Genomic DNA, 18554 nt, shown 5'->3' on the forward strand with positions numbered 1-18554 from the left:
TCCCGTCGGAAGGCGCAGATGCCTCCCGGCTCAGCAGCAATTCGCGGCCCGAGTCAGCCGCGGAAGGAGAACATCGTGCGTTTCAAAAAACTCCTGGGAGCCTTCGCCGTGGTCCTGGCCGTGACGGTCGGGGCCACCGGCTGCGGCAGCCGGCCCGGCTCCGCGGCACCCGCCGCCAGCACCGATGCTGCCGGCTCCCTTGTGGGCATTTCGATGCCGACACAGACATCTGAGCGGTGGATTGCCGACGGAGGCAATGTCGAAAAGTCCCTGAAGGAACTCGGATACAAGACGGATCTGCAGTTCGCCAACGACGACATCCCCACGCAGGTGTCCCAGATTGAGAACATGCTCACCAAGGGCGCCAAGGCCCTGATCATCGCCGCGATCGACGGCACCACCCTGACCGATGTCCTGGCCAAGGCCAAGGAGCAGAACGTCAAGGTCATCGCCTACGACCGACTGATCAACGGCACACCTAACGTGGACTTCTACACGACCTTTGACAACTACACCGTGGGCGTCCAGCAGGCCACCTCGCTCCTGACGGGCCTGGGTCTTCTGGATGCCAGCGGAAAAAAGGTGGACGGCAAGGGCCCGTTCAACGTGGAACTGTTCGCCGGCAGCCCGGACGACAACAACGCGAACTTTTTCTGGACCGGAGCCATGGACACGCTGAAGCCGTTCATGGACGCCGGCACACTAAAGGTGCCCAGCGGCCAGACCAAGTTCGAGCAGGCCGCCATCCTCCGCTGGCAGGCGCCGGTGGCGCAGAAGCGCATGGAGGACATCCTCACCTCCGCCTACAGTTCCGGCAAGAAGCTCGACGGCGTGCTGTCGCCTTACGATGGCCTGTCCATCGGCATCATCTCCGCGCTGACCAGCACCGGCGGCTACTCCAAGGGCAGCCTTCCGATCGTGACGGGGCAGGATGCAGAGAAGGGCTCGGTCAAGTCCATCATCGCCGGGGAGCAGTACTCCACGATCTTCAAGGACACCCGCAAGCTCGGCGAGCAGGCAGTGAAGATGGTCGATGCAGTCCTGAAGGGCCAGGAGCCTGAAACCAATGACACCAAGACCTACAACAACAAGGTCAAGGTAGTCCCGGCATACCTGCTTGAGTCCGTGATCATCACCAAGGACAACTACAAGCAGGAACTCATCGACTCCGGCTACTACACCGACGCCGACATCAAGTAGGCGCCGGGAAGGGCGCGGCCCGGCATCCGGCCGGGCCGCGCCCTCCCTCGGGCCCTGCAGCCGCAGGGTCCCGGCACCCCACCAGCCAGCGGGAAAGCACCATGAACGTACCCATCCTTCAAATGCGGGGAATCACCAAGACCTTCCCCGGCGTCAAGGCCCTCCAGGACGTCACCCTGGACGTGAACCGCGGCGAGGTCCATGCGATCTGCGGCGAAAACGGAGCCGGCAAATCCACCCTGATGAAAGTGCTTTCCGGCGTCTACGCCCACAACACCTTCGAGGGGGACATCCTCTTCGAGAACGAACCGTGCGAGTTCTCCAGCATCACCGACAGCGAGAAGCGCGGGATCGTGATCATCCACCAGGAGCTGGCCCTGAGCCCGTACCTGTCCATCGCGGAGAACATCTTCCTGGGCAACGAACTGGCCTCCCGCGGCTGGGTGAACTGGCGCCAGACCAACCTTGAGGCGGCCAAGCTGCTCGCCCGGGTGGGACTCAGCGAAAACCCGGTGACGCCGATCCAGCACATCAGCGTCGGCAAGCAGCAGTTGGTGGAGATCGCCAAGGCCCTCTCCAAGGAAGTCAAGCTGCTCATCCTGGACGAGCCGACGGCGGCGCTGAACGATGAGGACTCCGACCACCTCCTGGATCTCATCCTGCATTTGAAGGGCCAAGGCGTGACGAGCATCATCATCAGCCACAAGCTCAACGAAATCCGCAAGGTGGCGGACGCCGTCACCATCATCCGCGACGGCAAATCCATCGAGACCCTGCGCGTGGACCAGGGCCAGATCACCCAGGAGCGGATCATCCGCGGCATGGTGGGCCGGGACCTCGACAGCCTGTACCCCGAACGCACCCCATCGATCGGCGAGGAAGTCCTCCGCATCGAAGACTGGACCGTCCAGCACCCGCAGGACCGCACCCGCACTGTGGTCCACAACGCCAGCCTCAACGTCCGCAAGGGTGAAGTCGTAGGACTGGCCGGGCTCATGGGCGCCGGGCGCACCGAACTGGCCATGAGCGTGTTCGGCCGGACCTACGGACACGCCGTCTCAGGCAAGGTCTTCAAGTACGGCCGGGAGATCAACACCTCCACCGTGCCCGAAGCCATCCGCCACGGCATCGCCTATGCCACCGAAGACCGCAAGCACTACGGCCTGAACCTCATCGAGGACATCCAGCGGAACATCTCCATGGCCGCCCTCGGGAAGCTCGCCAAACGCGGCTGGGTGGACAGGAACGAAGAAACCACGGTGGCCAACCGCTACCGGAAGAGCATGAACATCAAGGCACCCTCGGTCGCGGCCATCACCGGAAAACTCTCCGGCGGCAACCAGCAAAAGGTGGTCCTGAGCAAATGGATGTTCTCGGACCCCGATGTGCTGATCCTCGACGAGCCCACCCGCGGCATCGATGTCGGCGCCAAGTTTGAGATCTACACGATCATCGCCGAACTGGCCGCCCAGGGGAAAGCCGTTATCGTGATCTCGTCCGAGCTCCCGGAGCTCCTGGGCATCTGCGACCGGATCTATACCCTGTCCGCAGGCCACGTCACCGGCGAGGTCCCCATCGCAGAGGCCTCCCAGGAAACACTCATGCACTACATGACCCAAGAGAAGGAATAACGGACATGTCCGCCCTACGAGAATCCCTCGGCTTCCTGGCAAGCCGCCTCCGCCAGGTCGGCATCTTCGTCGCCCTGATCCTCATTGTCATCCTGTTCCAGGTCCTCACCGACGGCATCCTGCTGCAGCCCCAGAACGTGACCAACCTCGTGGTCCAGAACAGCTACATCCTGATCCTGGCAATCGGCATGGTCATGGTCATCATCGCCGGGCACATCGACCTGTCCGTCGGCTCCATTGCAGGCTTCATCGGCGCCGTATCGGGCGTGATGATCGTCCACTGGGGATGGGCCTGGTGGATCGCGATCCCCGCGTGCCTGCTCGTCGGCGCACTCGTGGGCGCCTGGCAGGGGTACTGGATCGCCTACGTCGGGATCCCCGCGTTCATCGTCACCCTCGCCGGGATGCTCATCTTCCGCGGGCTGACCCTCATCACCCTGAAGAACCAGCAGATCACGCCGTTCCCTGACGAGCTGCGCGCCCTGGGCGGCGGCTTCCTCCCCGACATTTCGGGCGGCACCTCCATGCTCGAGTGGCTCACCGTGATCCTCGGCGTGGGAGGCACCGCGGCCATCCTCTTCCAGGCCATCAAGGAGCGCCGGGTCCGCCGCAGGTTCAACCTCGAAAACGAACCCATGGCCTGGTTCGCCATCAAGACAGCGTTCATCGCCTTGCTGATGCTCACCATCACGTTCCTGCTGGCAAGCTACCGCGGTACCCCGATCGTCCTCATCGTCCTCGCGGTCCTGGTCATCGCCTACTCCGCCCTGATGAGCAACAGCATCTTCGGCCGGCACACCTACGCTATCGGCGGGAACCTGCACGCAGCCGAACTCTCCGGCATCAAGACCAAGGCCGTGACGTTCCGGCTCTTCGTGAACATGGGCGTCCTCGCCGCGCTGGCCGGCCTGGTCTTCACGGCACGCCTGAACTCCGCCCAGCCCGCCGGCGGCACGGGCTTCGAGCTGGACTCCATCGCCGCGGCCTTCATCGGCGGGGCAGCGGTCCAGGGCGGCATCGGCACCGTGGCAGGAGCCATGGTGGGCGGCCTGATCATGGGCGTCCTCAACAACGGCATGTCCATCCTCGGCCTCGGAACCGACTACCAGCAGCTCATCAAGGGCCTGGTGCTCCTGCTCGCAGTGGGCTTCGACATCTTCAACAAGAACCGCAGCGGCGGCGGCAGCGGATCCACCATCGGCAAGCGGTTCAAGTGGAAGACAACCCCGCCCGCCGCCGTCGAGAAACCCCAGCCAGCAGCAGCCAAAACACCCGTTACCGTGGCATCGGTTCCCCACCCGATGAACGCCGAGAACCGCTGATTTCACCGGGAAGGAAAGGCACCATGACTGACGTCACTGAACGCATCGATATTCAGGTCACGAGCCGGCCAGCGCTGGACCAGCAACTCGACGACGCGGTGCGGGCCCTTCAGGAAGTGGCCATGCAATCCGGGACACATGGGATCCTGATCACGCGCCACGCACCCGACCGTTACACGGCTGCGCTTTCCGATCAGGTGCCGTTCGGAACGACGCGGGAACTCATCCGCTGACGCCACTCGCGTCCGGTGCACATCGTCAGTCTTCCGTGGGCGTGGTGCGGTTGGAGTGGTAGTTGCGCCAGCTGTGCTCCGGCGCGAATCCGAGGAGCCGCTTGGCCTTGTCGATGGAGAGCATGGTCTCGTGCTCCCCCAGCTCCTTGGTCACCCGGACACCCGGGAACACCTCCGCGGCAAGGCTGGCGCTGGAGCGGCTCATCACCGTGTCCTCGTTGGCGATGATGAACGCCTCGAACCCGGGCTTGCCGTTCTCCAGTGCGCGCGCCACAGCCTGGGCACCATCGCGGCCGTCGATGTAGCCCCAGAGGTTCCACTTGCGCAGCGTGGCATCGGAATCGAAGGACGGGAAATCCTCGTAGTCCTCGGGGTCCATGACGTTGGAAAACCGCAAGCCGGTGATACTGAGCTCCGGGTCCCACCGCGTCATTTCGATGGCCATCTGCTCCTCCAGGTGCTTCACCAGCGAGTAGGTGCTTTCCGGCCGTGCCGGATACTCCTCGTCCACCGGGATGTAGGGAGGGTCGACGTCGAACGGCAGTCCCAGCACCGTCTCACTGGAGGCGTACACCACCCTTTTGATGCCGGCCCGGCGGGCCGCCTGGAAGACGTTGTATGTGGAGAGCATGTTGTTTTCGAACGTGGCGGCATCCGGCACAAGTCCGGGCGCAGGAATGGCACCAAGGTGGACGATCGCGTCAAAGCCCTGGTGCCGGTCATCCAGGCCAAGGACAACATCCAGGACCTGGCCATAGTTCCGCAAGTCCACGATGGCCAGGGCCGGACTTCTCTCGCCCGTCCGGTCCAGGTTCAGGACCGCATGGCCGTCCTCCGTCAGCCTGCGGACAACGCTGCGCCCCAGTTTTCCGCTTCCGCCTGTCACAGCAATTCTCATGGTGGTCTCCTCGGGTTCGTTCTCCCCCAGCCTAGGCGGGAGGATGCGCCGGCGCAGTCATAATGCCCTGCGAACTGGTGTATATAATTTCTCGGTACGGTTTAGCAGAAGGCCGTTGGATAGTTGTTCGATCCGGCTCTTTGCTGCCGCTACCCGCTCCCCTTCCGTGGTATGCGCTGCGCCCGCCGGCTCGTCTTGACCTGAGCGAAACGGTACTGGAAATCGTGGCCAGCGAGTCGACCGCAAAATCTGAAACATCAATCACGGAGCACCTGAATGAGATGGTGCTCGCAAGCTCGGATGTGGAGGCATTCCTCCATGAGCTTGCCCGGGTCTCGGCCCGGAGCCTTTCCGAACCCGGCGACGAAGTCCTGTGCGGAATCACACTGCTGCGGCACCGCAAAGCCGCCACGGTGGCAAGCAGCACCCCCGAGGCCCAGGCCATGGACGAGATCCAATACGACTTCGGTGACGGGCCCTGCATGACTGCCTCGCGCGAGCAGGTGACTGTCCATATCCCGGATCTTGAAGAGCACGGGCTATGGCCCCAGTACTCCCGCAAGGTGCTGGCCCATGGCGTACGTTCCATCCTGGCCATCCCCTTCCAGCTTGAGGGCGAGACGCGCGCCGCCCTGAATCTCTACTCCCACCGCCCCGGCAGGTTCGAGGGACGCGTCCTGGACCTCGCCGAGGACTTTGTCACCCAGACATCCATGGCACTGCGCCTCGCCGTGCGGTTTGCCCACTACAGTGATGCGGCCGCAAACCTCAAGGCAACACTGGAGTCCCGGACGGTGATTGACGTCGCCGTCGGGGTCATCATGGCCCAGAACCGGTGCAGCCAGGAGGAGGCATTTCAGCTGCTGAAGGCCGCCTCCAGCACGCGGAACACCAAGCTCCACAGCGTGGCGACGGCGATCGTCGACTCACTCGGACAGGGGCCGGCGAAGACCCACTACGAGGGCTAGGCTCAGTACTCCGCACCCGGGGACCGCAGTCCGGGCAGGAATTCCTTCGGCAGCTCCGCAACCGGAATGATGACGAGGTCCTGCACCTTCCAGTCGAGCCCGGCGCAGGCTTTGCGTGTTTCCTCCATGGTTTCCAGGGACGGGGCGGCTCCCCCGGCCGGCACCACGAAGGACTCGATGTGGAACACGTGCCCCTCGTCGCGGATGCGTGAGGCGGCCTGGCTAACCCAGGGAAGCCCCTTCAGGTAGACGTCGATCCGCCGGTTGAGCGGGTCCGGCGCGGAGTCGTCCACGGTGTGCGCCCGGGTGTCGATCAGCGCTCCCACGGCACCGCGAAGGTTCTTCACTCCGTCCCGGAGAATGCTGACCGATATCAGCAGGGCAGCCGCGTAGTCTGCCCACCAAAGGCCGACGCCGATGCCGAAAACACCCACAGCCGCGGCGCCCGCGGTCATCCAGTCGGCCTTGTTCATATCGGCGTCGGCGTAGAGCACTTTGTCGTGGAGCTTTTCGGCCAGCTTGATTTTGACCCGCCCCAAGTACACCGGAGGAGCCGCGGTCAGCAGCATCGCCGCGATCATCAGCCAGCCCAGCCAGATGGTCTGGCCGAACAGCTCGATGCCGCCGATCGTCGGGTGCTCCGCGCTGACCAGGCCGGCGCCGGAGTCGACAACCAGGAAGGATCCCATGGCCACCAGCGCCACCGCGGCAACAAGGTGGGCAATCCCCACTGAGCGGTGATAGCCGTACGGATGTTTCTGCGTCGGAGGCCGACGAATCAGCCGGGCGGCCAGCAGGAAGGCCAGAGGCGGCAGGAACGAGAGGAGGTCTTCGATCCAGGCGGCCTTCATTGCCTGGGAATTGCCCAGAACCAAAAAGACGAGAGCGGTGGAAACGGTCAGAAAAGCAAGGGTGATCCACTCGAACCTGATCGCCTTTTGCAGGGCCTCTTTTTGCTCCCGGGGCAGTTCTGTGTTGCCGAACTTGGCGGCGGTTTCCGTGCGGCTCACCCCTGCACGTCCTGTTGCAGGAGGAAGCGGTCCAGGGCCAGCAGAAAGGCGTTCTCGCCCAGCGGCACAAGGAACACATGCTTCACGGTTTTGCCAAAGGCGTCGTTCGATTCGGTGTACGGGCGCGTGGTTCCCGCGTGTGTGATCCACGGTGTGTCAGCGGCAAAACCCCCGATCACCAGGTCCAGCTCACCCTCCTTGAGCGCCTTGGTAAGCTCCTGTTCGCTTCCGGTGACCCATTCGGGCCTGGCGCTGATGGAGGAGGCAAAGGAGCGCACCAAGGCTGGTTCGATGCCTTGGGGTTCCTGTCCGTCACGGAGGCTGGCCCACTTGCCGTTGGCCGTGACACCAACCCGCAGGTTTCCCCCAGTGACCCGCTCCAAGGTGCCGTCCGGGTCCCGGGGCATTGAGACAGCGCAGCCAGCAAGCCCTCCAGCAAGGATCACGACAGCGAGCAACCCCGCCATACGCCTCACGAACGTTTGTCTGATCCGAAACACTGCGTCCCTTTCGCCGACCGGGATGCATGCGGCCGGCCGGGCGGCCGCGTGCAGGTCGACTCTATCCAACGCGGGGCCCGAGGGCTCCGCGATAACGCAGTGATTCGCTGAAGGTTTTACGCTGAAGGTATTACTCAGGGCCGGCGGAACCGGGCGCCGTCGCGGCACCACGTGAGACCCGGATCTTCCGGGCACCGGCCGCGGGCTCTTCGGGCACGGGGATGCGGACTTCAAGGATCCCGTCAGTGTACGAGGCGCTGACGTCTTCCTGGCTTACGGGAGCGGGCAGGCTCACCGTGCGGGCAAAGGTGCCGTAGCGGAATTCGGAACGGTAACCGTCTTTATCCCTGTGCTCGGCCTTTTCCTCGTGCCGGACCGAAATCTCCAACTGATTACCCGCCAGGGTGATGTCGACGTCCTTATCCGGGTCAATTCCCGGGACCTCGGCCTTAACCACCAAGTTACCGCCCTCACGGTATTCCTCCACGCGGAGCCAGGAGTCCAGATCTCCTTCCAGGAACCGGCGGAACGGCTCCGGGAACTCAACACCGGCACGGCGGAGAATGTTAGCCATCGCTGTTACCTCCTGTCTGTGACCGACCCTGTTTTTACATGCAGCGGATTTTTATATGCAGCGTACGGGCCGGGATGCATCCGACACCAATAAACTACGCCGGAGGCAGCCGCATGTTAAGGCTCCGTCCGTGCGATATCCCGCCACTTCCTGCTGCTTCCTTGGGAAAAGCCGGGGATTACCTGACGGAAACTTTGGCACTCCCCCGGGCGGGGACCATTCCGCTTCACGCACCCCCCAATTCCCGCCCGCATCCCCGGGTTGCGGGGATGGCACGCCGAGATTTTCACAGGAGCGCGGCGGGATACTGGGCTGTGTCCCGCAGCGAAGCCCCGTGAAGGAGAGCCCCCGATGAAGAAGCTGTTACTCCCAGGCCTTCCTGCAGCGGCAGGCGCCGACGACCTGGGGGGCCGTGATGGCCGCTAGCGTCCCCGACCGGCAGAAGCGCGAAGTGCCGGACAGCGAGCCGCAACCAGGACCGGGGCTTCGGAATTGCCAACCAGCGGTCAGCCTCTATCCGACCTGCACCGGGCCATCCGACCCGTGGGGCCGGACCGTGCTGCGCCAGCAGGTCATTGACCTCATCCTGGACATCATTTCAGCCACAGATCCCCAGTCGGAGGTCAGGCTAAGGCTTTTGCGCCATCTCGCCGCCCACCCCGACTGCCCTGAGCAGGCGCTGTTGTGCCACCTGCACGAGAACTCGCGCCGCCCCCTCGTCTTCCGCGGAGTCTGCGACTGAAGCTAAGTAGGCTTATGATCTATTCGGCTGCCGTTACCTGACGGCGCCGCTCCGGCTGTGGCAGATCCTCAGCCGGGGACCGTCGCACAAGGGTTGGGAACTTTGAAGGATTCGCTGGACCGCACGGGCCGGAGACTGGGCGTCGCCGCCAAGCCGCTGGCCGCCTGCTTCATGGCTGCTGCTCTTTTGGGCTGCAGTCCAGCTTCACCCGATCTGGACCCGCAGACCGGCAAGGAACTGCAGACACGGGTCTTGACCGTCAGCACTGCAGCCGCCAGTGCAGATCCCGCAACCGGTCTGCGGACCCTTGATGAACTCGCGGATCACGTCACCCGCGCCGCAGCGGACGGGAAGGTCTCCTTCAAGCGCCATCAAAGCATCATGAAAGCGATTGAAGCGGTCCGGGCAGATCTCCGCGCCGCCATTGCCGCAAAGGCGGCGGCGTCCAAAGCTGCGGCAGAGAAGGCGGCAGCGTCCCAGGCCGAGGCCGCGGCCGCGAAGGCGGCGGCCGAAACCGCGGAAGCGGCTGCGGCTGCGGGTCAAAACCTCGCCGCCCACCCATCGCCGCCCACCGTGGCGCCCCTGCCGTCGTCGCCCCCTGCGCCTGGCGACGAAAACGGTGGCAAGGGGCCAGGCAAGGGCTCAGATAATGGGCCCGGCAAAGGAAAAGATAAGGAGGGGTGAGCAGAAATTCGGTCTCAGCTCCGGTGGTGCGCGATCAGCCAGCCGGCCATCTGCTGGGCACGCTTGGAAGCAAGGAAGTCCCCCTCCGTGGCCGAAATGATCGAGCCCTTCATCAGGATGTGCCAGGAGCGGGCGAATTCCTCGGTGTCGCGCAAGCCGGCCTCTTCAGCAAGTGCCTGGAGGTGGCCGCGGATTCGGGCCAGGTAGCCGATGCTGGCTTCGCCCAGAGGATGCTCGGGGCCCATTTCAAGGAGGACGTTGATGAACGTGCAGGCCTCGAAGTCGTCGCGCTGGAACCAGTCGCCGAACACATCGAAGATGGCCAGGAGGCGCCCCTCAGGCGTATCTCCCCTGCGCCGGGCTTCGGCAACGATGAGGTCCACGGTCCACACTTGGTCGCGGAGGGCGAGGAAGGCAAGAACCAGCGCGTCCTTCGACGGGAAGTGCCGATAGAACGTGGATTTGGCCACGCCGGAGCGCTCGATCAGCTCGTTAATGCCGACGTCGCGGATCCCGCGGCGGGAGAAGAGCTCGTAGGCAGCGGATAGTATCCGGTGCAGGGGTTCGTTCTGGCCGGCACGAACCCCTTGGGGCAGCAAAGTGCCCTCGCTTGCTTCAGGTGCGTTCATCAAGGAAATACTCTACCGCGGGACTGGCCGAGACAGACCTGTCTGTCTTATTGTTTTATCAGCATGACGCAGCTTCACCGGAACCCCGTCCCGGTGACGCCGCAGGAGTTACTGCAATGGAGCAGAGAGTAGGAGTGCACTGATGGACGATGAAGACATCCGGGCAGTGGAGGAAGCCGTTGCCACGCTGGAAACCACCAGCGCCGAGCACGAACCCGCCGCAGTGACTCTGCAGACTGCGGTTGCAGCCGCCGTGACGCACGGCAAACCTATACGCGAAGTGGCCGCGGCAGCCCACATGACGGCACTCGAAGTGCTCGACGCCGCGGACGCGGTCACGTATCCGCAGCAGGCGCTCCAGCCCTGGACGTTCGCCCAGTAAACCCGGCCTTGGGATTCTTCAGGCATAAATCCTGATCCGATCCTGAGGATATGCCGCGCTAAGCCTGATCCTCCCGCGCCACCCTTAAATGCAACAGCCCGGGGAAAGGTCCCCGGAACTCACGCATTTAGGGTGCAAGGAGACGGGGCCGGCATGGAAAGCTCAGCAACTCTCGACGGTGTGGCGGAGGCAGCGGACACGGCTGCGGCTCCCGTGTCTGCGGATTTTCACCGGCTCGGACTCGCTGGCTGCATCGACCGGCTGACGGTTCCGCTGCGCCGCCAGGGCACCTGCGTCCACTGGGAGACACCACACCACGGCGTGGAGATCCCGGCGGGCTGCGCCTCTTTGCTGTACCGGTCTGCGCAGGAAGCCTTGGACAATGCGTTCAGGCACGCCCATGCCACTGACGTGACGGTCCGGCTCACGGCCGTCTTCCACGGCATCCGTCTGACGGTTGCCGACAACGGCAAGGGATTCGGCAAGCGTTCAGCGGCCCACACCGGCTCCGGCAACACCTCATTTCCGGAGGCTCCCGACGGCCGCCGCCACGGGCTTCGGACAATGTCCACAGAGGTGCAGGAAGCCGGCGGAACCGTCGCCATCTCGTCGGAACCCGGAACCGGCACCGAAGTAACCGTCACCATTCCATTGGACTGACGCGCCGCCGGGCCTGGCCTAGGATTCATTGCATGATTAAGCCCAACGCCCAGCCGTCTGCGTCCCGGGCCTTCGATTCCCCGGACATCCGGCAGGCCGTCGCAGAGCTGCGCCTCCGGATGTCCAACGGTTCCCGCATACTCCTTGGCATAGCCGGTGCCCCCGGCTCCGGAAAGTCCACCTTCTCCGCCTTCCTCGCCGATTTCTTCGGACCGCAGGCGGCGCTGGTGGTTCCCATGGACGGCTTCCACCTGGGGAACGCCGTCATCGACGGCACGCCGCTGAAGCGGCGCAAGGGCGCCCCGGACACGTTCGACGTCGGCGGTTATTTCTCCCTGTTGCAGCGGCTGGCGCTGCGGGACGAGGACGTTGTTTACGCACCGGACTTCCGGAGGTCCCTCGACGAACCTGTGGCTGCCTCTATAGCCGTGCCGGCCTCGGTACCCCTCATCATCACGGAAGGGAACTACCTGCTGGCCGAGGACCCCGCGTGGCAGCGGGTGCGGTCACAGCTGGACGAGGTGTGGTTCATCGATACTCCCCCGGAACTGCGGCTCTCCCGCCTCGTGGAGCGGCATATGCTCTTTGGAATGGACCGGCCTGCGGCCGAAGCCTGGGCGAACGGATCCGACGAAGCGAACGCGCGGCTCATTGAAGCCACGCGGCACCGTGCGGACCGGGTCATTGTTTGGCGCTGATGGCGCCGCCGCTCGAGTAGTGGAGCAAAACGACGCCGTTGCCGAACGACCGTGTCCCCTCGAGCCTGAGGTCCATCCTGACATCAGGGGACTCGAACAGCGGCCGGCCCTGCCCCAGAACCACGGGATGGACGAGAACTTGAAACTCGTCAATCAGACCGTGCCGCATGAAAGTGGAAGCCAAGTTGGCGCCGCTAAGGGCAATATCGCCGCCGGGCTGCGCCCTCAGTTCCGCAATTTCTTCCGGCACCACGTCGTGAATCACCGCGGTATTCCAGCCTGCCTGCGTGAGGGTCCGCGAAAACACGAACTTGGGCATCTCGCGCCAGATCCCGGCGAACTCAACGAGTTCCGCCGAGATGTCCGGATCCTGGTCTGCCGTGGGCCAGTAACCGGCCATCAACTCATGAGTGACACGCCCAAACATAAAGGCTCCCATCGACCGGAACTGCGCGTTCAAGTGGTGGAGGATTTCGTCATCCACCTGGTGCCAGCTGATGTCCCGGTCGGCCGTCTCGAAGAATCCGTCCAGGGAGACCGACATCATGAGGATGATCTTGCGTGTCATTCCGAAACAATGCGGCTTGTTGATGCAGTCTTACAGTTAGCCGCGCAGCGCCGACTGGAAATGGTTGGCCAGCTCCTGCCGGAACCCATCAGTGTCGCCGTCCAGGGCAAAAGCAGCCAATCTCTCGTGCTCAACGGCAATGTCGTGCAGATCGTGGTACGAGCGATGGTCGATGGCGAGGTAGAGACGCAGCTTGTTCTCCCAACCATTCCAAAGGTTTTGCAGCGCGCCATTCCCTGAAAAGTCGTAAAAGAGCCTGTGGAAGCGAAGGTGTGCGTCAATGCTGGCCGGGATGTCGTTATTCTCCGTTGCCCGGTTGAGCTCCTCGATGGTTTGCATCAACAGCGGCCGCTGGGGTCCGCACAGCGCTTCGGCAGAGAGCTGGGCAGCGTACGGTTCGACCAGCAGTCGGACGGATGCGATGTCGGCGACCTCCCGAGCGCTTACCTCCACAACGAAGGACCCGCGGAAGGGGACCTTTACGATCAGCCCTTCCTCCTCCAGCCTCGTCATTGCCTCGCGCAGCGGTGACCGGCTGATCCCGAGATCTTTAGCGATATGCATTTCCCGCAGCTGCCCGCCGGGGGGCACAGTTCCGTCCAGAATGGCGGTCCGCAGCACACTGTAGACGCCGTCCGGTGTCGTCGTCCGCTGCGCTTGCCACTCGAACTTCGGTTCCATGCGGTCGCCTCCTGTTGTCGATTGTCGATTATACAGGATATTCCAGACCACGGGCTGTACCGGGAACTCTTCACGCGGTGTCCTGTCGTGTTGCGGTGAAGCCTTCAACGGCGTGTTGCATGTGTTTCTTAATGGCCTCGTGGAGCCCTTTCCTATCGCCTGCCTCCAGCAGATCCAGGATGCTTTGGTGTTCCTCAACCAGGACGTCAACGCTTCGGTGGGAAGCCGCAAGGTTGAGGATACACATTCGTGATTCGGTTGCCAGGGTCTCGTACATCCTGACAAGACGGGAATTTCCCGTCCCGGCAATGAAGGAGGTGTGGAACTGCATGTCCAGCCGTGCGAAGACCTGCCAGTCGGGGACACCCAGTTGTTTCGTCATATCGCGGACGATTACCTTGAGCACTTCGCAGGTGTCTTGGAGCTGCTCCGGCCCGCCATCGAGCAGGCTGTTGGCGGCGGAGATTTCCGCAGCTTCGCGGACCGCGTAAATCTCCCTGATGTCCTCTGCTTTAAGTTCCAGGACGAAGACTCCGCGGTTACGCCGGCTGATGAGGATCCCTTCCTGGCATAAGCGCTGCAACGCTTCCCTGAGTGGGCCTCTGGACAGGAGGTTCAGCTGGCTGGCCACGGCAGATTCGTTGATCTGCTGTCCCGGGCGGAAGGTCCCCTGGACTATCTGTTCGCGCAGCTGATCGGCGATCAGCTGCGCGGTGGGCCTTCCTTCCAGGGTGAACAGGCCTTTCGGTGCCATTGACATCCCACTCTTTTCACTCATCGCCGACTACATATTCACTGGACAGCTATTGCCGTGTATTTGATCTCGAGGAATTCCTCTATGCCGACCTTGCCGCCTTCGCGTCCCAGTCCCGACTGCTTGACCCCGCCAAAGGGTGCTGCCGGGTTGGATACCAGTCCTGTGTTGATCCCGAGCATGCCAACTTCGAGTTCTGCGGAGAAGTGCAGGGCTTTGTTCATGCTTTCAGTGAAGACGTAGCCCACGAGGCCCCATTCGGTGTCGTTGGCCAGGCGGAGCACTTCCTCTTCGCTGTCGAAGGCCGTGATGGCTGCGACGGGTCCGAAGATCTCGGTGTTCATCAGGTCCGCGGTCAGGGGCACGTCGGTCAGGACGGTGGGGGTGTAGAAGTAGCCGGGGCCCTCGGGGCGGCGTCCGCCGGTCAGGACGCGTGCGCCCTTGGACACGGCATCGGCGACCAGGCTTTCGACCTTGTCCAGGCCCTTTTGCTCGATCAGGGGCCCGACCTCGGTTCCCTCGAGGGCGCCGTCGCCGACCCGCAGTTCGGAGATCTTCTTGGCGAACTTCTCGCTGAACTCCGCCAGGACGGAGCGGTGCACGAAGAAACGGTTCGCGGCGGTGCAGGCCTCGCCCATGTTCCGCATCTTGGCCTTCATGGCACCGTCGACGGCCTTTTCGATGTCCGCGTCGGCCAGGACGATGAACGGGGCGTTTCCGCCCAGTTCCATTGAGGAGCGCATGACGTTCTCGGCCGCCTGGCGCAGCAGGATCTTGCCCACGCCGGTGGAGCCGGTGAAGCTGATCTTGCGGGCGATGCCGCTGCTCATCCATGGATCTACCACTGCGGCGGCCTTGGAGGTGGTGACGACGTTCAGGACGCCGTCGGGAAGGCCGGCCTGCCGGAAGATGTCCACCAGCGCCAGGGAGGTCAGGGGTGTCAGTGCTGCGGGCTTGAAGACCATGGTGCAGCCCGCGGCCACGGCCGGGGCGATCTTGCGTGCCCCCATGGCCAGCGGGAAGTTCCACGGCGTGACCAGCACGCAGGGACCGACGGGTTCCCTGGTGATCATGATCTGGGTCTTGCCGTCCACCGAGGTGGTGTGGTCCCCGCCGATGCGGACGGCTTCTTCGGAGAACCAGCGGAGCATTTCGGCGCCGTAGGCCACCTCGCCCTTGGCCTCGGCCAGCGGCTTGCCCATCTCCGCGGTCATGATCGCGGCGATGTGGTCGGTGTTGGCGATGACCAGCTCAAAGGCCCGGCGCAGGATGTCGGCCCGCTCACGCGGAGTGGACTTTCCCCACTGCGCCTGGGCCCGGCTGGCAGCCTCGATGGCCTGTGCTGCATCTTCGGACCCGCCGTCGGCGACGTGGGCAATGATTTCATTTGTGGCCGGATTTTCAACAGGGAAAGTGGCGCCATTGGCGGCCTTTTGCCAGCCACCGTTGATGAACAGATCTGTGTGAAGGGTGCTGGGGTCAAATGAAGTGCTCATGTCACGCTTTCAGTGCTGGGTGCAAGGATGGCTTCATAGCTTGTTCTATTGCTGACAGATGGGGTTTAGCTCGTCTTGAACCGCTCCGGGCGTACGAAGCCCAGGCCCTCGTAGGTTTGTTTGCCGAGGGCCTCGTGGGCCGCGATCTGGCCATATCCGGTGGCGTTTTTGAAGCCGCCGCCGGAGAAGCCGGTGGCGCAGTAGAGCCTGCTGCCTTCGCTGAACCGGCCAAGGATGGGGTTGCCGTCCTTGGTGTAGAGCTCGGGGAAGGTGTCGGAACGGACGATGTTGGGGATCAGGCCGGGGAGGAACTCGGCGACGGTTTCGGTCGTCTCGGTGATTTCCGCGGGGGTCAGTTCCCTGGGCACGGCGTCCGGGTCCGGTGTTGGTCTGCCGCGGCCGTCAAGGGTGGCTTTGACTGTGGCGCCGTCGACGGCGGGAGCGCCGTACATGGAGCGGCCCTCGTGGACCCGGCTGAAGACGGGGAACTTCTCCGGCGAGAACTCTGCTGCGTTTTTGGCGACGAACCAGGTCAGGATGAGCCGCTTGGTCTGCGTTGCTGCCTTCAGGTAGTCGGGCATGAGCTTCTGGGACCAGCCGCCGGAGGAGACGATCACGTTCTCGAACGTCCAGGACTTCTCACCCGAGGTGATGACGACGCCGTCGACGGTTTCGGTGATGCTGTCGATGGGTGTGTTGGTGTGGACTGTCGCGCCGTTGGCCTGGGCGGCCGCGACCGCGGCCGTGACCGCACGGTCGGTGCGCAGGGCACCGGCGTGCGGGTCGTAGACGGCGATGTCGTCCGGGCGGAGGTTGTGCTGCGGGTAGCGTTCGGCCATCTCTTCGCGGCTGAGGATTTCGTGCTCGGCGCCGTTGGTCCGGGTGGTTTCCAGCAGGGCCGAGAGGTAGGCGCCGTCTTTAGTGCCGATGGAGAGACCGCCGCAGCGGGTCAGGATGCTCTGGCCGGTCTCGGCTTCGAGTTCGGCCCAGAGGCTGCGGGAGCGTTCCAGGATGGGGTAGAGGTCCGGGTTGCCGCGGTAGATCATGCGGAACAGCCGGGTGTCCCCGCCCACGGCGCTGCGGCCGTGGCCGGGAGACGCGGCTTCGAACCCGACCACTGAATCAGACAGGCGGGAGGCCTGCCACAGGGCCATGCTTCCGATACTGCCCAGCCCGATGACTGCGAGTTTTCCGTCCATGCCTAGAGCACCATTTCCAGGAAGGCCTGCGTGCGGGGTTCCTTCGGGTTGGCCAGGACTTCCCGGGCGTCGCCGCGTTCAACCACGTAGCCGTCATCCATGAAGATCAGCGAGTCGGCCACTTCGCGGGCGAAACCCATTTCGTGGGTGACCACCACCATGGTCATGCCCTTCTTCGCCAAATCCTTCATCACGGCCAGGACCTCGCCGACCTTTTCGGGGTCCAGCGCGGACGTTGGTTCATCAAACAGGATGATCTCCGGGTCCATCGCCAGGGACCGGGCGATCGCCACGCGCTGCTGCTGCCCGCCGGAGAGCTGCGCGGGGTAGTAGTCCCCGAACCCGGCCAGGCCGACACTGGCGAGGAGTTCCTGGGCCCGCTTGGCGGACTCTTTCTTGTCGGCGCCCTTGACCAGCACCGGCCCGGACATGACGTTCTCCAGGGCGGTCATGTTCGGAAACAGGTTGAACGACTGGAACACCATGCCCACCCTCGTACGCTGCTCAGCCAGCTTCTTGGGGCTGTGCGCGTGGTAGGCGTGCGCAGTCTCGTAATAGCCGAAGTCCTCACCGTTGACCTTCAGAACACCGGAGTCAACGGTCTCCAGGCCGTTGATGCAGCGCAGGACGGTGGACTTGCCGGAACCGCTGGGGCCGATGATGCAGCAGATCTCTCCGCTGGCGATGTCCAGGTTGATGTCCTTCAGGACCGTCTTGGGTCCGAAAGACTTTCGGATTCCGCGGGCGTGAATGGTGCCGTCGTTGCTCATCGCAGGGTCCCTTCCGGTTCTGTCAGCACAACCTTCTTCGCCTTCCGGGGAAGGCGGGACGTTGCGCGGGAGTATTTTTGCTCGAGCTTGGACTGCGGGTAGCTCAGCAGCAGGGTCATCACGAGGTACCAGAGGCTGGCGACGATCAGCAGCGGGATGGTCTCGTAGGTGCGGGCGTAGATGAGCTGGGCGCTTTGGAGCAACTCGGCAACGCCGAGCACACTGACCAGGGACGTTCCCTTGAACATGCCGATGACCTGGTTACCGGTCGCCGGGATGATCGAGGGCATGGCCTGGGGGATGATGACCTTGCGCATCTTCATCGCACTGCTCATGCCCAGGGAGTCGGCGGCCTCGATCTGGCCCTTGCCGACCGAGGAGAAGCCGCCACGGATAATCTCGGCCATGTACGCGGCCTCGTTCAGCGTCAGCCCGACCAGAGCCGCGGTGATCGGCGCCATCAGGGCGTTCACATCGATCGCCGTGCCGATATCCGTAAACGGAATCCCAATGGTCAGGTTCGGGTACAGCGCCGCAACATTGAACCAGAAGATCAACTGCACCAGGACCGGTGTCCCACGGAAAATCGTGATGTAAACATTCGCGGTGGCCGCAACCGGTTTGATGCTCGAGGACCGCATGATCGCCAGCCCCAGCCCCAGGAGCGTTCCCAGGGCCATGCTCGCAACAGTCAGGAAGATCGTGAGCATCAGGCCACGCAGGATGGATTCATGCGTGAAGTACTGGGCGACGACACCCCACCTGAAGTTGGGGTTGGTCGAGACCGAGACCAGAATGCCGATGCCGATCAGGCTGCAGATAACCCAGGCAACATACTCAAAGGTGCTGCGCCGCCGCAGCCGTGGCTTGAGATGTGATTCTTTCCCGTTCATGCTCGGGTCACGTCTTTCCATAGTTGTTTGCTGCATGGACGCCCCTTAGCGGATTTTGGCTT

Annotated in this window: 22 protein-coding genes; 10 read left to right on the forward strand and 12 right to left on the reverse strand. The window is 63.5% G+C overall.

Going from position 1 to position 18554, the window contains the following annotated elements; genetic code table 11:
* The first annotated feature begins 75 nt into the window (after positions 1-75).
* The 4 genes from chvE to AC5RUM_RS15245 all read left to right on the forward strand — a co-directional run bounded on the left by chvE (position 76) and on the right by AC5RUM_RS15245 (position 4386).
* Positions 76-1200 carry a multiple monosaccharide ABC transporter substrate-binding protein gene (chvE, locus tag AC5RUM_RS15230; RefSeq protein ID WP_494035705.1) on the forward strand — a complete coding sequence of 375 codons (1125 nt, stop codon included), beginning with the start codon at positions 76-78 and terminating at the stop codon, positions 1198-1200.
* A gap of 101 nt (positions 1201-1301) precedes the next feature.
* Positions 1302-2831, forward strand: a complete 1530-nt coding sequence (mmsA, locus tag AC5RUM_RS15235; protein ID WP_494035706.1) for a multiple monosaccharide ABC transporter ATP-binding protein — start codon at positions 1302-1304, stop codon at positions 2829-2831.
* A gap of 5 nt (positions 2832-2836) precedes the next feature.
* Positions 2837-4153 carry a multiple monosaccharide ABC transporter permease gene (mmsB, locus tag AC5RUM_RS15240; RefSeq protein WP_494035707.1) on the forward strand — a complete coding sequence of 439 codons (1317 nt, stop codon included), beginning with the start codon at positions 2837-2839 and terminating at the stop codon, positions 4151-4153.
* A gap of 23 nt (positions 4154-4176) precedes the next feature.
* Entirely contained in the window at positions 4177-4386 is a 210-nt protein-coding gene (locus tag AC5RUM_RS15245) for a hypothetical protein (RefSeq protein ID WP_494035708.1), read from the forward strand.
* A 25-nt stretch (positions 4387-4411) separates the two neighbouring features.
* Here AC5RUM_RS15245 and AC5RUM_RS15250 read toward each other — a convergent pair whose 3' ends face one another.
* Positions 4412-5284, reverse strand: coding sequence for an NAD-dependent epimerase/dehydratase family protein (locus AC5RUM_RS15250; protein ID WP_494035709.1), 873 nt, complete (start codon positions 5282-5284; stop codon positions 4412-4414).
* A gap of 224 nt (positions 5285-5508) precedes the next feature.
* Between AC5RUM_RS15250 and AC5RUM_RS15255 the strand changes: the two genes are divergently transcribed.
* Positions 5509-6252: a GAF and ANTAR domain-containing protein gene (locus AC5RUM_RS15255; RefSeq protein WP_494035710.1), complete on the forward strand. Its 744-nt coding sequence runs from the start codon at positions 5509-5511 to the stop codon at positions 6250-6252.
* 2 nt (positions 6253-6254) lie between these two features.
* On the opposite strand, the gene AC5RUM_RS15260 is transcribed toward AC5RUM_RS15255, so the two are convergent.
* The 3 genes from AC5RUM_RS15260 to AC5RUM_RS15270 form a co-directional block, all read right to left on the reverse strand.
* Positions 6255-7262, reverse strand: coding sequence for a cation diffusion facilitator family transporter (locus AC5RUM_RS15260; protein WP_494035711.1), 1008 nt, complete (start codon positions 7260-7262; stop codon positions 6255-6257).
* Complete coding sequence (locus tag AC5RUM_RS15265; RefSeq protein ID WP_494035712.1) at positions 7259-7669, reverse strand: transporter substrate-binding domain-containing protein; 411 nt, start codon at positions 7667-7669, stop codon at positions 7259-7261. The genes AC5RUM_RS15260 and AC5RUM_RS15265 overlap by 4 nt, the downstream gene beginning before the upstream one ends.
* Before the next feature lie 223 nt (positions 7670-7892).
* Positions 7893-8336, reverse strand: a complete 444-nt coding sequence (locus tag AC5RUM_RS15270; protein WP_494035713.1) for an Hsp20/alpha crystallin family protein — start codon at positions 8334-8336, stop codon at positions 7893-7895.
* 556 nt (positions 8337-8892) lie between these two features.
* Here AC5RUM_RS15270 and AC5RUM_RS15275 point away from each other — a divergent pair.
* Positions 8893-9078, forward strand: a complete 186-nt coding sequence (locus AC5RUM_RS15275) for a hypothetical protein (RefSeq protein ID WP_494035714.1) — start codon at positions 8893-8895, stop codon at positions 9076-9078.
* A gap of 102 nt (positions 9079-9180) precedes the next feature.
* Positions 9181-9762 (forward strand): mucin-associated surface protein, encoded by a 582-nt coding sequence (locus tag AC5RUM_RS15280; protein WP_494035715.1) that lies wholly within the window; start codon positions 9181-9183, stop codon positions 9760-9762.
* A gap of 14 nt (positions 9763-9776) precedes the next feature.
* Here the strand turns inward: AC5RUM_RS15280 and AC5RUM_RS15285 are convergent, their stop codons facing one another.
* Positions 9777-10391, reverse strand: coding sequence for a TetR/AcrR family transcriptional regulator (locus AC5RUM_RS15285; RefSeq protein WP_494035736.1), 615 nt, complete (start codon positions 10389-10391; stop codon positions 9777-9779).
* A 142-nt stretch (positions 10392-10533) separates the two neighbouring features.
* Between AC5RUM_RS15285 and AC5RUM_RS15290 the strand changes: the two genes are divergently transcribed.
* The 3 genes from AC5RUM_RS15290 to AC5RUM_RS15300 all read left to right on the forward strand — a co-directional run bounded on the left by AC5RUM_RS15290 (position 10534) and on the right by AC5RUM_RS15300 (position 12131).
* On the forward strand, positions 10534-10773 hold the full coding sequence (locus AC5RUM_RS15290) for a hypothetical protein (protein WP_494035716.1): 240 nt from the start codon (positions 10534-10536) through the stop codon (positions 10771-10773).
* A 153-nt stretch (positions 10774-10926) separates the two neighbouring features.
* Complete coding sequence (locus tag AC5RUM_RS15295) at positions 10927-11433, forward strand: sensor histidine kinase (RefSeq protein WP_494035717.1); 507 nt, start codon at positions 10927-10929, stop codon at positions 11431-11433.
* Positions 11434-11465: 32 nt separating this feature from the next.
* Complete coding sequence (locus tag AC5RUM_RS15300) at positions 11466-12131, forward strand: nucleoside/nucleotide kinase family protein (protein WP_494035718.1); 666 nt, start codon at positions 11466-11468, stop codon at positions 12129-12131.
* On the opposite strand, the gene AC5RUM_RS15305 is transcribed toward AC5RUM_RS15300, so the two are convergent.
* The 7 genes from AC5RUM_RS15305 to AC5RUM_RS15335 form a co-directional block, all read right to left on the reverse strand.
* Positions 12115-12699, reverse strand: coding sequence for a dihydrofolate reductase family protein (locus tag AC5RUM_RS15305; RefSeq protein ID WP_494035719.1), 585 nt, complete (start codon positions 12697-12699; stop codon positions 12115-12117). The two genes, AC5RUM_RS15300 and AC5RUM_RS15305, sit on opposite strands and share 17 nt — an antisense overlap.
* A 36-nt stretch (positions 12700-12735) precedes the next feature.
* On the reverse strand, positions 12736-13380 hold the full coding sequence (locus AC5RUM_RS15310) for a GntR family transcriptional regulator (protein ID WP_494035720.1): 645 nt from the start codon (positions 13378-13380) through the stop codon (positions 12736-12738).
* Positions 13381-13450: 70 nt separating this feature from the next.
* On the reverse strand, positions 13451-14134 hold the full coding sequence (locus tag AC5RUM_RS15315) for a GntR family transcriptional regulator (protein ID WP_494035721.1): 684 nt from the start codon (positions 14132-14134) through the stop codon (positions 13451-13453).
* Positions 14135-14172: 38 nt separating this feature from the next.
* The gene (locus AC5RUM_RS15320; protein ID WP_494035722.1) at positions 14173-15630 is read right to left on the reverse strand and encodes an NAD-dependent succinate-semialdehyde dehydrogenase; all 1458 of its coding nucleotides are present in this window, start codon (positions 15628-15630) and stop codon (positions 14173-14175) included.
* A gap of 65 nt (positions 15631-15695) precedes the next feature.
* Positions 15696-16829 (reverse strand): N-methyl-L-tryptophan oxidase, encoded by a 1134-nt coding sequence (solA, locus tag AC5RUM_RS15325; RefSeq protein WP_494035723.1) that lies wholly within the window; start codon positions 16827-16829, stop codon positions 15696-15698.
* A 2-nt stretch (positions 16830-16831) separates the two neighbouring features.
* Positions 16832-17599 carry an amino acid ABC transporter ATP-binding protein gene (locus AC5RUM_RS15330; protein WP_494035724.1) on the reverse strand — a complete coding sequence of 256 codons (768 nt, stop codon included), beginning with the start codon at positions 17597-17599 and terminating at the stop codon, positions 16832-16834.
* Complete coding sequence (locus AC5RUM_RS15335) at positions 17596-18492, reverse strand: amino acid ABC transporter permease (protein WP_494035725.1); 897 nt, start codon at positions 18490-18492, stop codon at positions 17596-17598. The genes AC5RUM_RS15330 and AC5RUM_RS15335 overlap by 4 nt, the downstream gene beginning before the upstream one ends.
* Between the last annotated feature and the right edge of the window lie 62 nt (positions 18493-18554).

The organism is Arthrobacter sp. B2060 (assembly GCF_059090445.1).

Bases quoted from the DNA above. Each gene is read 5' to 3' on its own strand.
- AC5RUM_RS15310 (WP_494035720.1), bottom strand. From the start codon at position 13,380: ATGGAACCGAAGTTCGAGTGGCAAGCGCAGCGGACGACGACACCGGAC.
- AC5RUM_RS15285 (WP_494035736.1), bottom strand. From the start codon at position 10,391: ATGAACGCACCTGAAGCAAGCGAGGGCACTTTGCTGCCCCAAGGGGTT.
- AC5RUM_RS15290 (WP_494035716.1), top strand. From the start codon at position 10,534: ATGGACGATGAAGACATCCGGGCAGTGGAGGAAGCCGTTGCCACGCTG.
- AC5RUM_RS15305 (WP_494035719.1), bottom strand. From the start codon at position 12,699: ATGACACGCAAGATCATCCTCATGATGTCGGTCTCCCTGGACGGATTC.
- AC5RUM_RS15265 (WP_494035712.1), bottom strand. From the start codon at position 7,669: ATGCCCCGGGACCCGGACGGCACCTTGGAGCGGGTCACTGGGGGAAAC.
- AC5RUM_RS15330 (WP_494035724.1), bottom strand. From the start codon at position 17,599: ATGAGCAACGACGGCACCATTCACGCCCGCGGAATCCGAAAGTCTTTC.
- solA (WP_494035723.1), bottom strand. From the start codon at position 16,829: ATGGACGGAAAACTCGCAGTCATCGGGCTGGGCAGTATCGGAAGCATG.
- AC5RUM_RS15315 (WP_494035721.1), bottom strand. From the start codon at position 14,134: ATGGCACCGAAAGGCCTGTTCACCCTGGAAGGAAGGCCCACCGCGCAG.
- AC5RUM_RS15250 (WP_494035709.1), bottom strand. From the start codon at position 5,284: ATGAGAATTGCTGTGACAGGCGGAAGCGGAAAACTGGGGCGCAGCGTT.
- mmsA (WP_494035706.1), top strand. From the start codon at position 1,302: ATGAACGTACCCATCCTTCAAATGCGGGGAATCACCAAGACCTTCCCC.
- AC5RUM_RS15270 (WP_494035713.1), bottom strand. From the start codon at position 8,336: ATGGCTAACATTCTCCGCCGTGCCGGTGTTGAGTTCCCGGAGCCGTTC.
- AC5RUM_RS15300 (WP_494035718.1), top strand. From the start codon at position 11,466: ATGATTAAGCCCAACGCCCAGCCGTCTGCGTCCCGGGCCTTCGATTCC.
- mmsB (WP_494035707.1), top strand. From the start codon at position 2,837: ATGTCCGCCCTACGAGAATCCCTCGGCTTCCTGGCAAGCCGCCTCCGC.
- AC5RUM_RS15320 (WP_494035722.1), bottom strand. From the start codon at position 15,630: ATGAGCACTTCATTTGACCCCAGCACCCTTCACACAGATCTGTTCATC.
- AC5RUM_RS15295 (WP_494035717.1), top strand. From the start codon at position 10,927: ATGGAAAGCTCAGCAACTCTCGACGGTGTGGCGGAGGCAGCGGACACG.
- AC5RUM_RS15335 (WP_494035725.1), bottom strand. From the start codon at position 18,492: ATGAACGGGAAAGAATCACATCTCAAGCCACGGCTGCGGCGGCGCAGC.
- AC5RUM_RS15245 (WP_494035708.1), top strand. From the start codon at position 4,177: ATGACTGACGTCACTGAACGCATCGATATTCAGGTCACGAGCCGGCCA.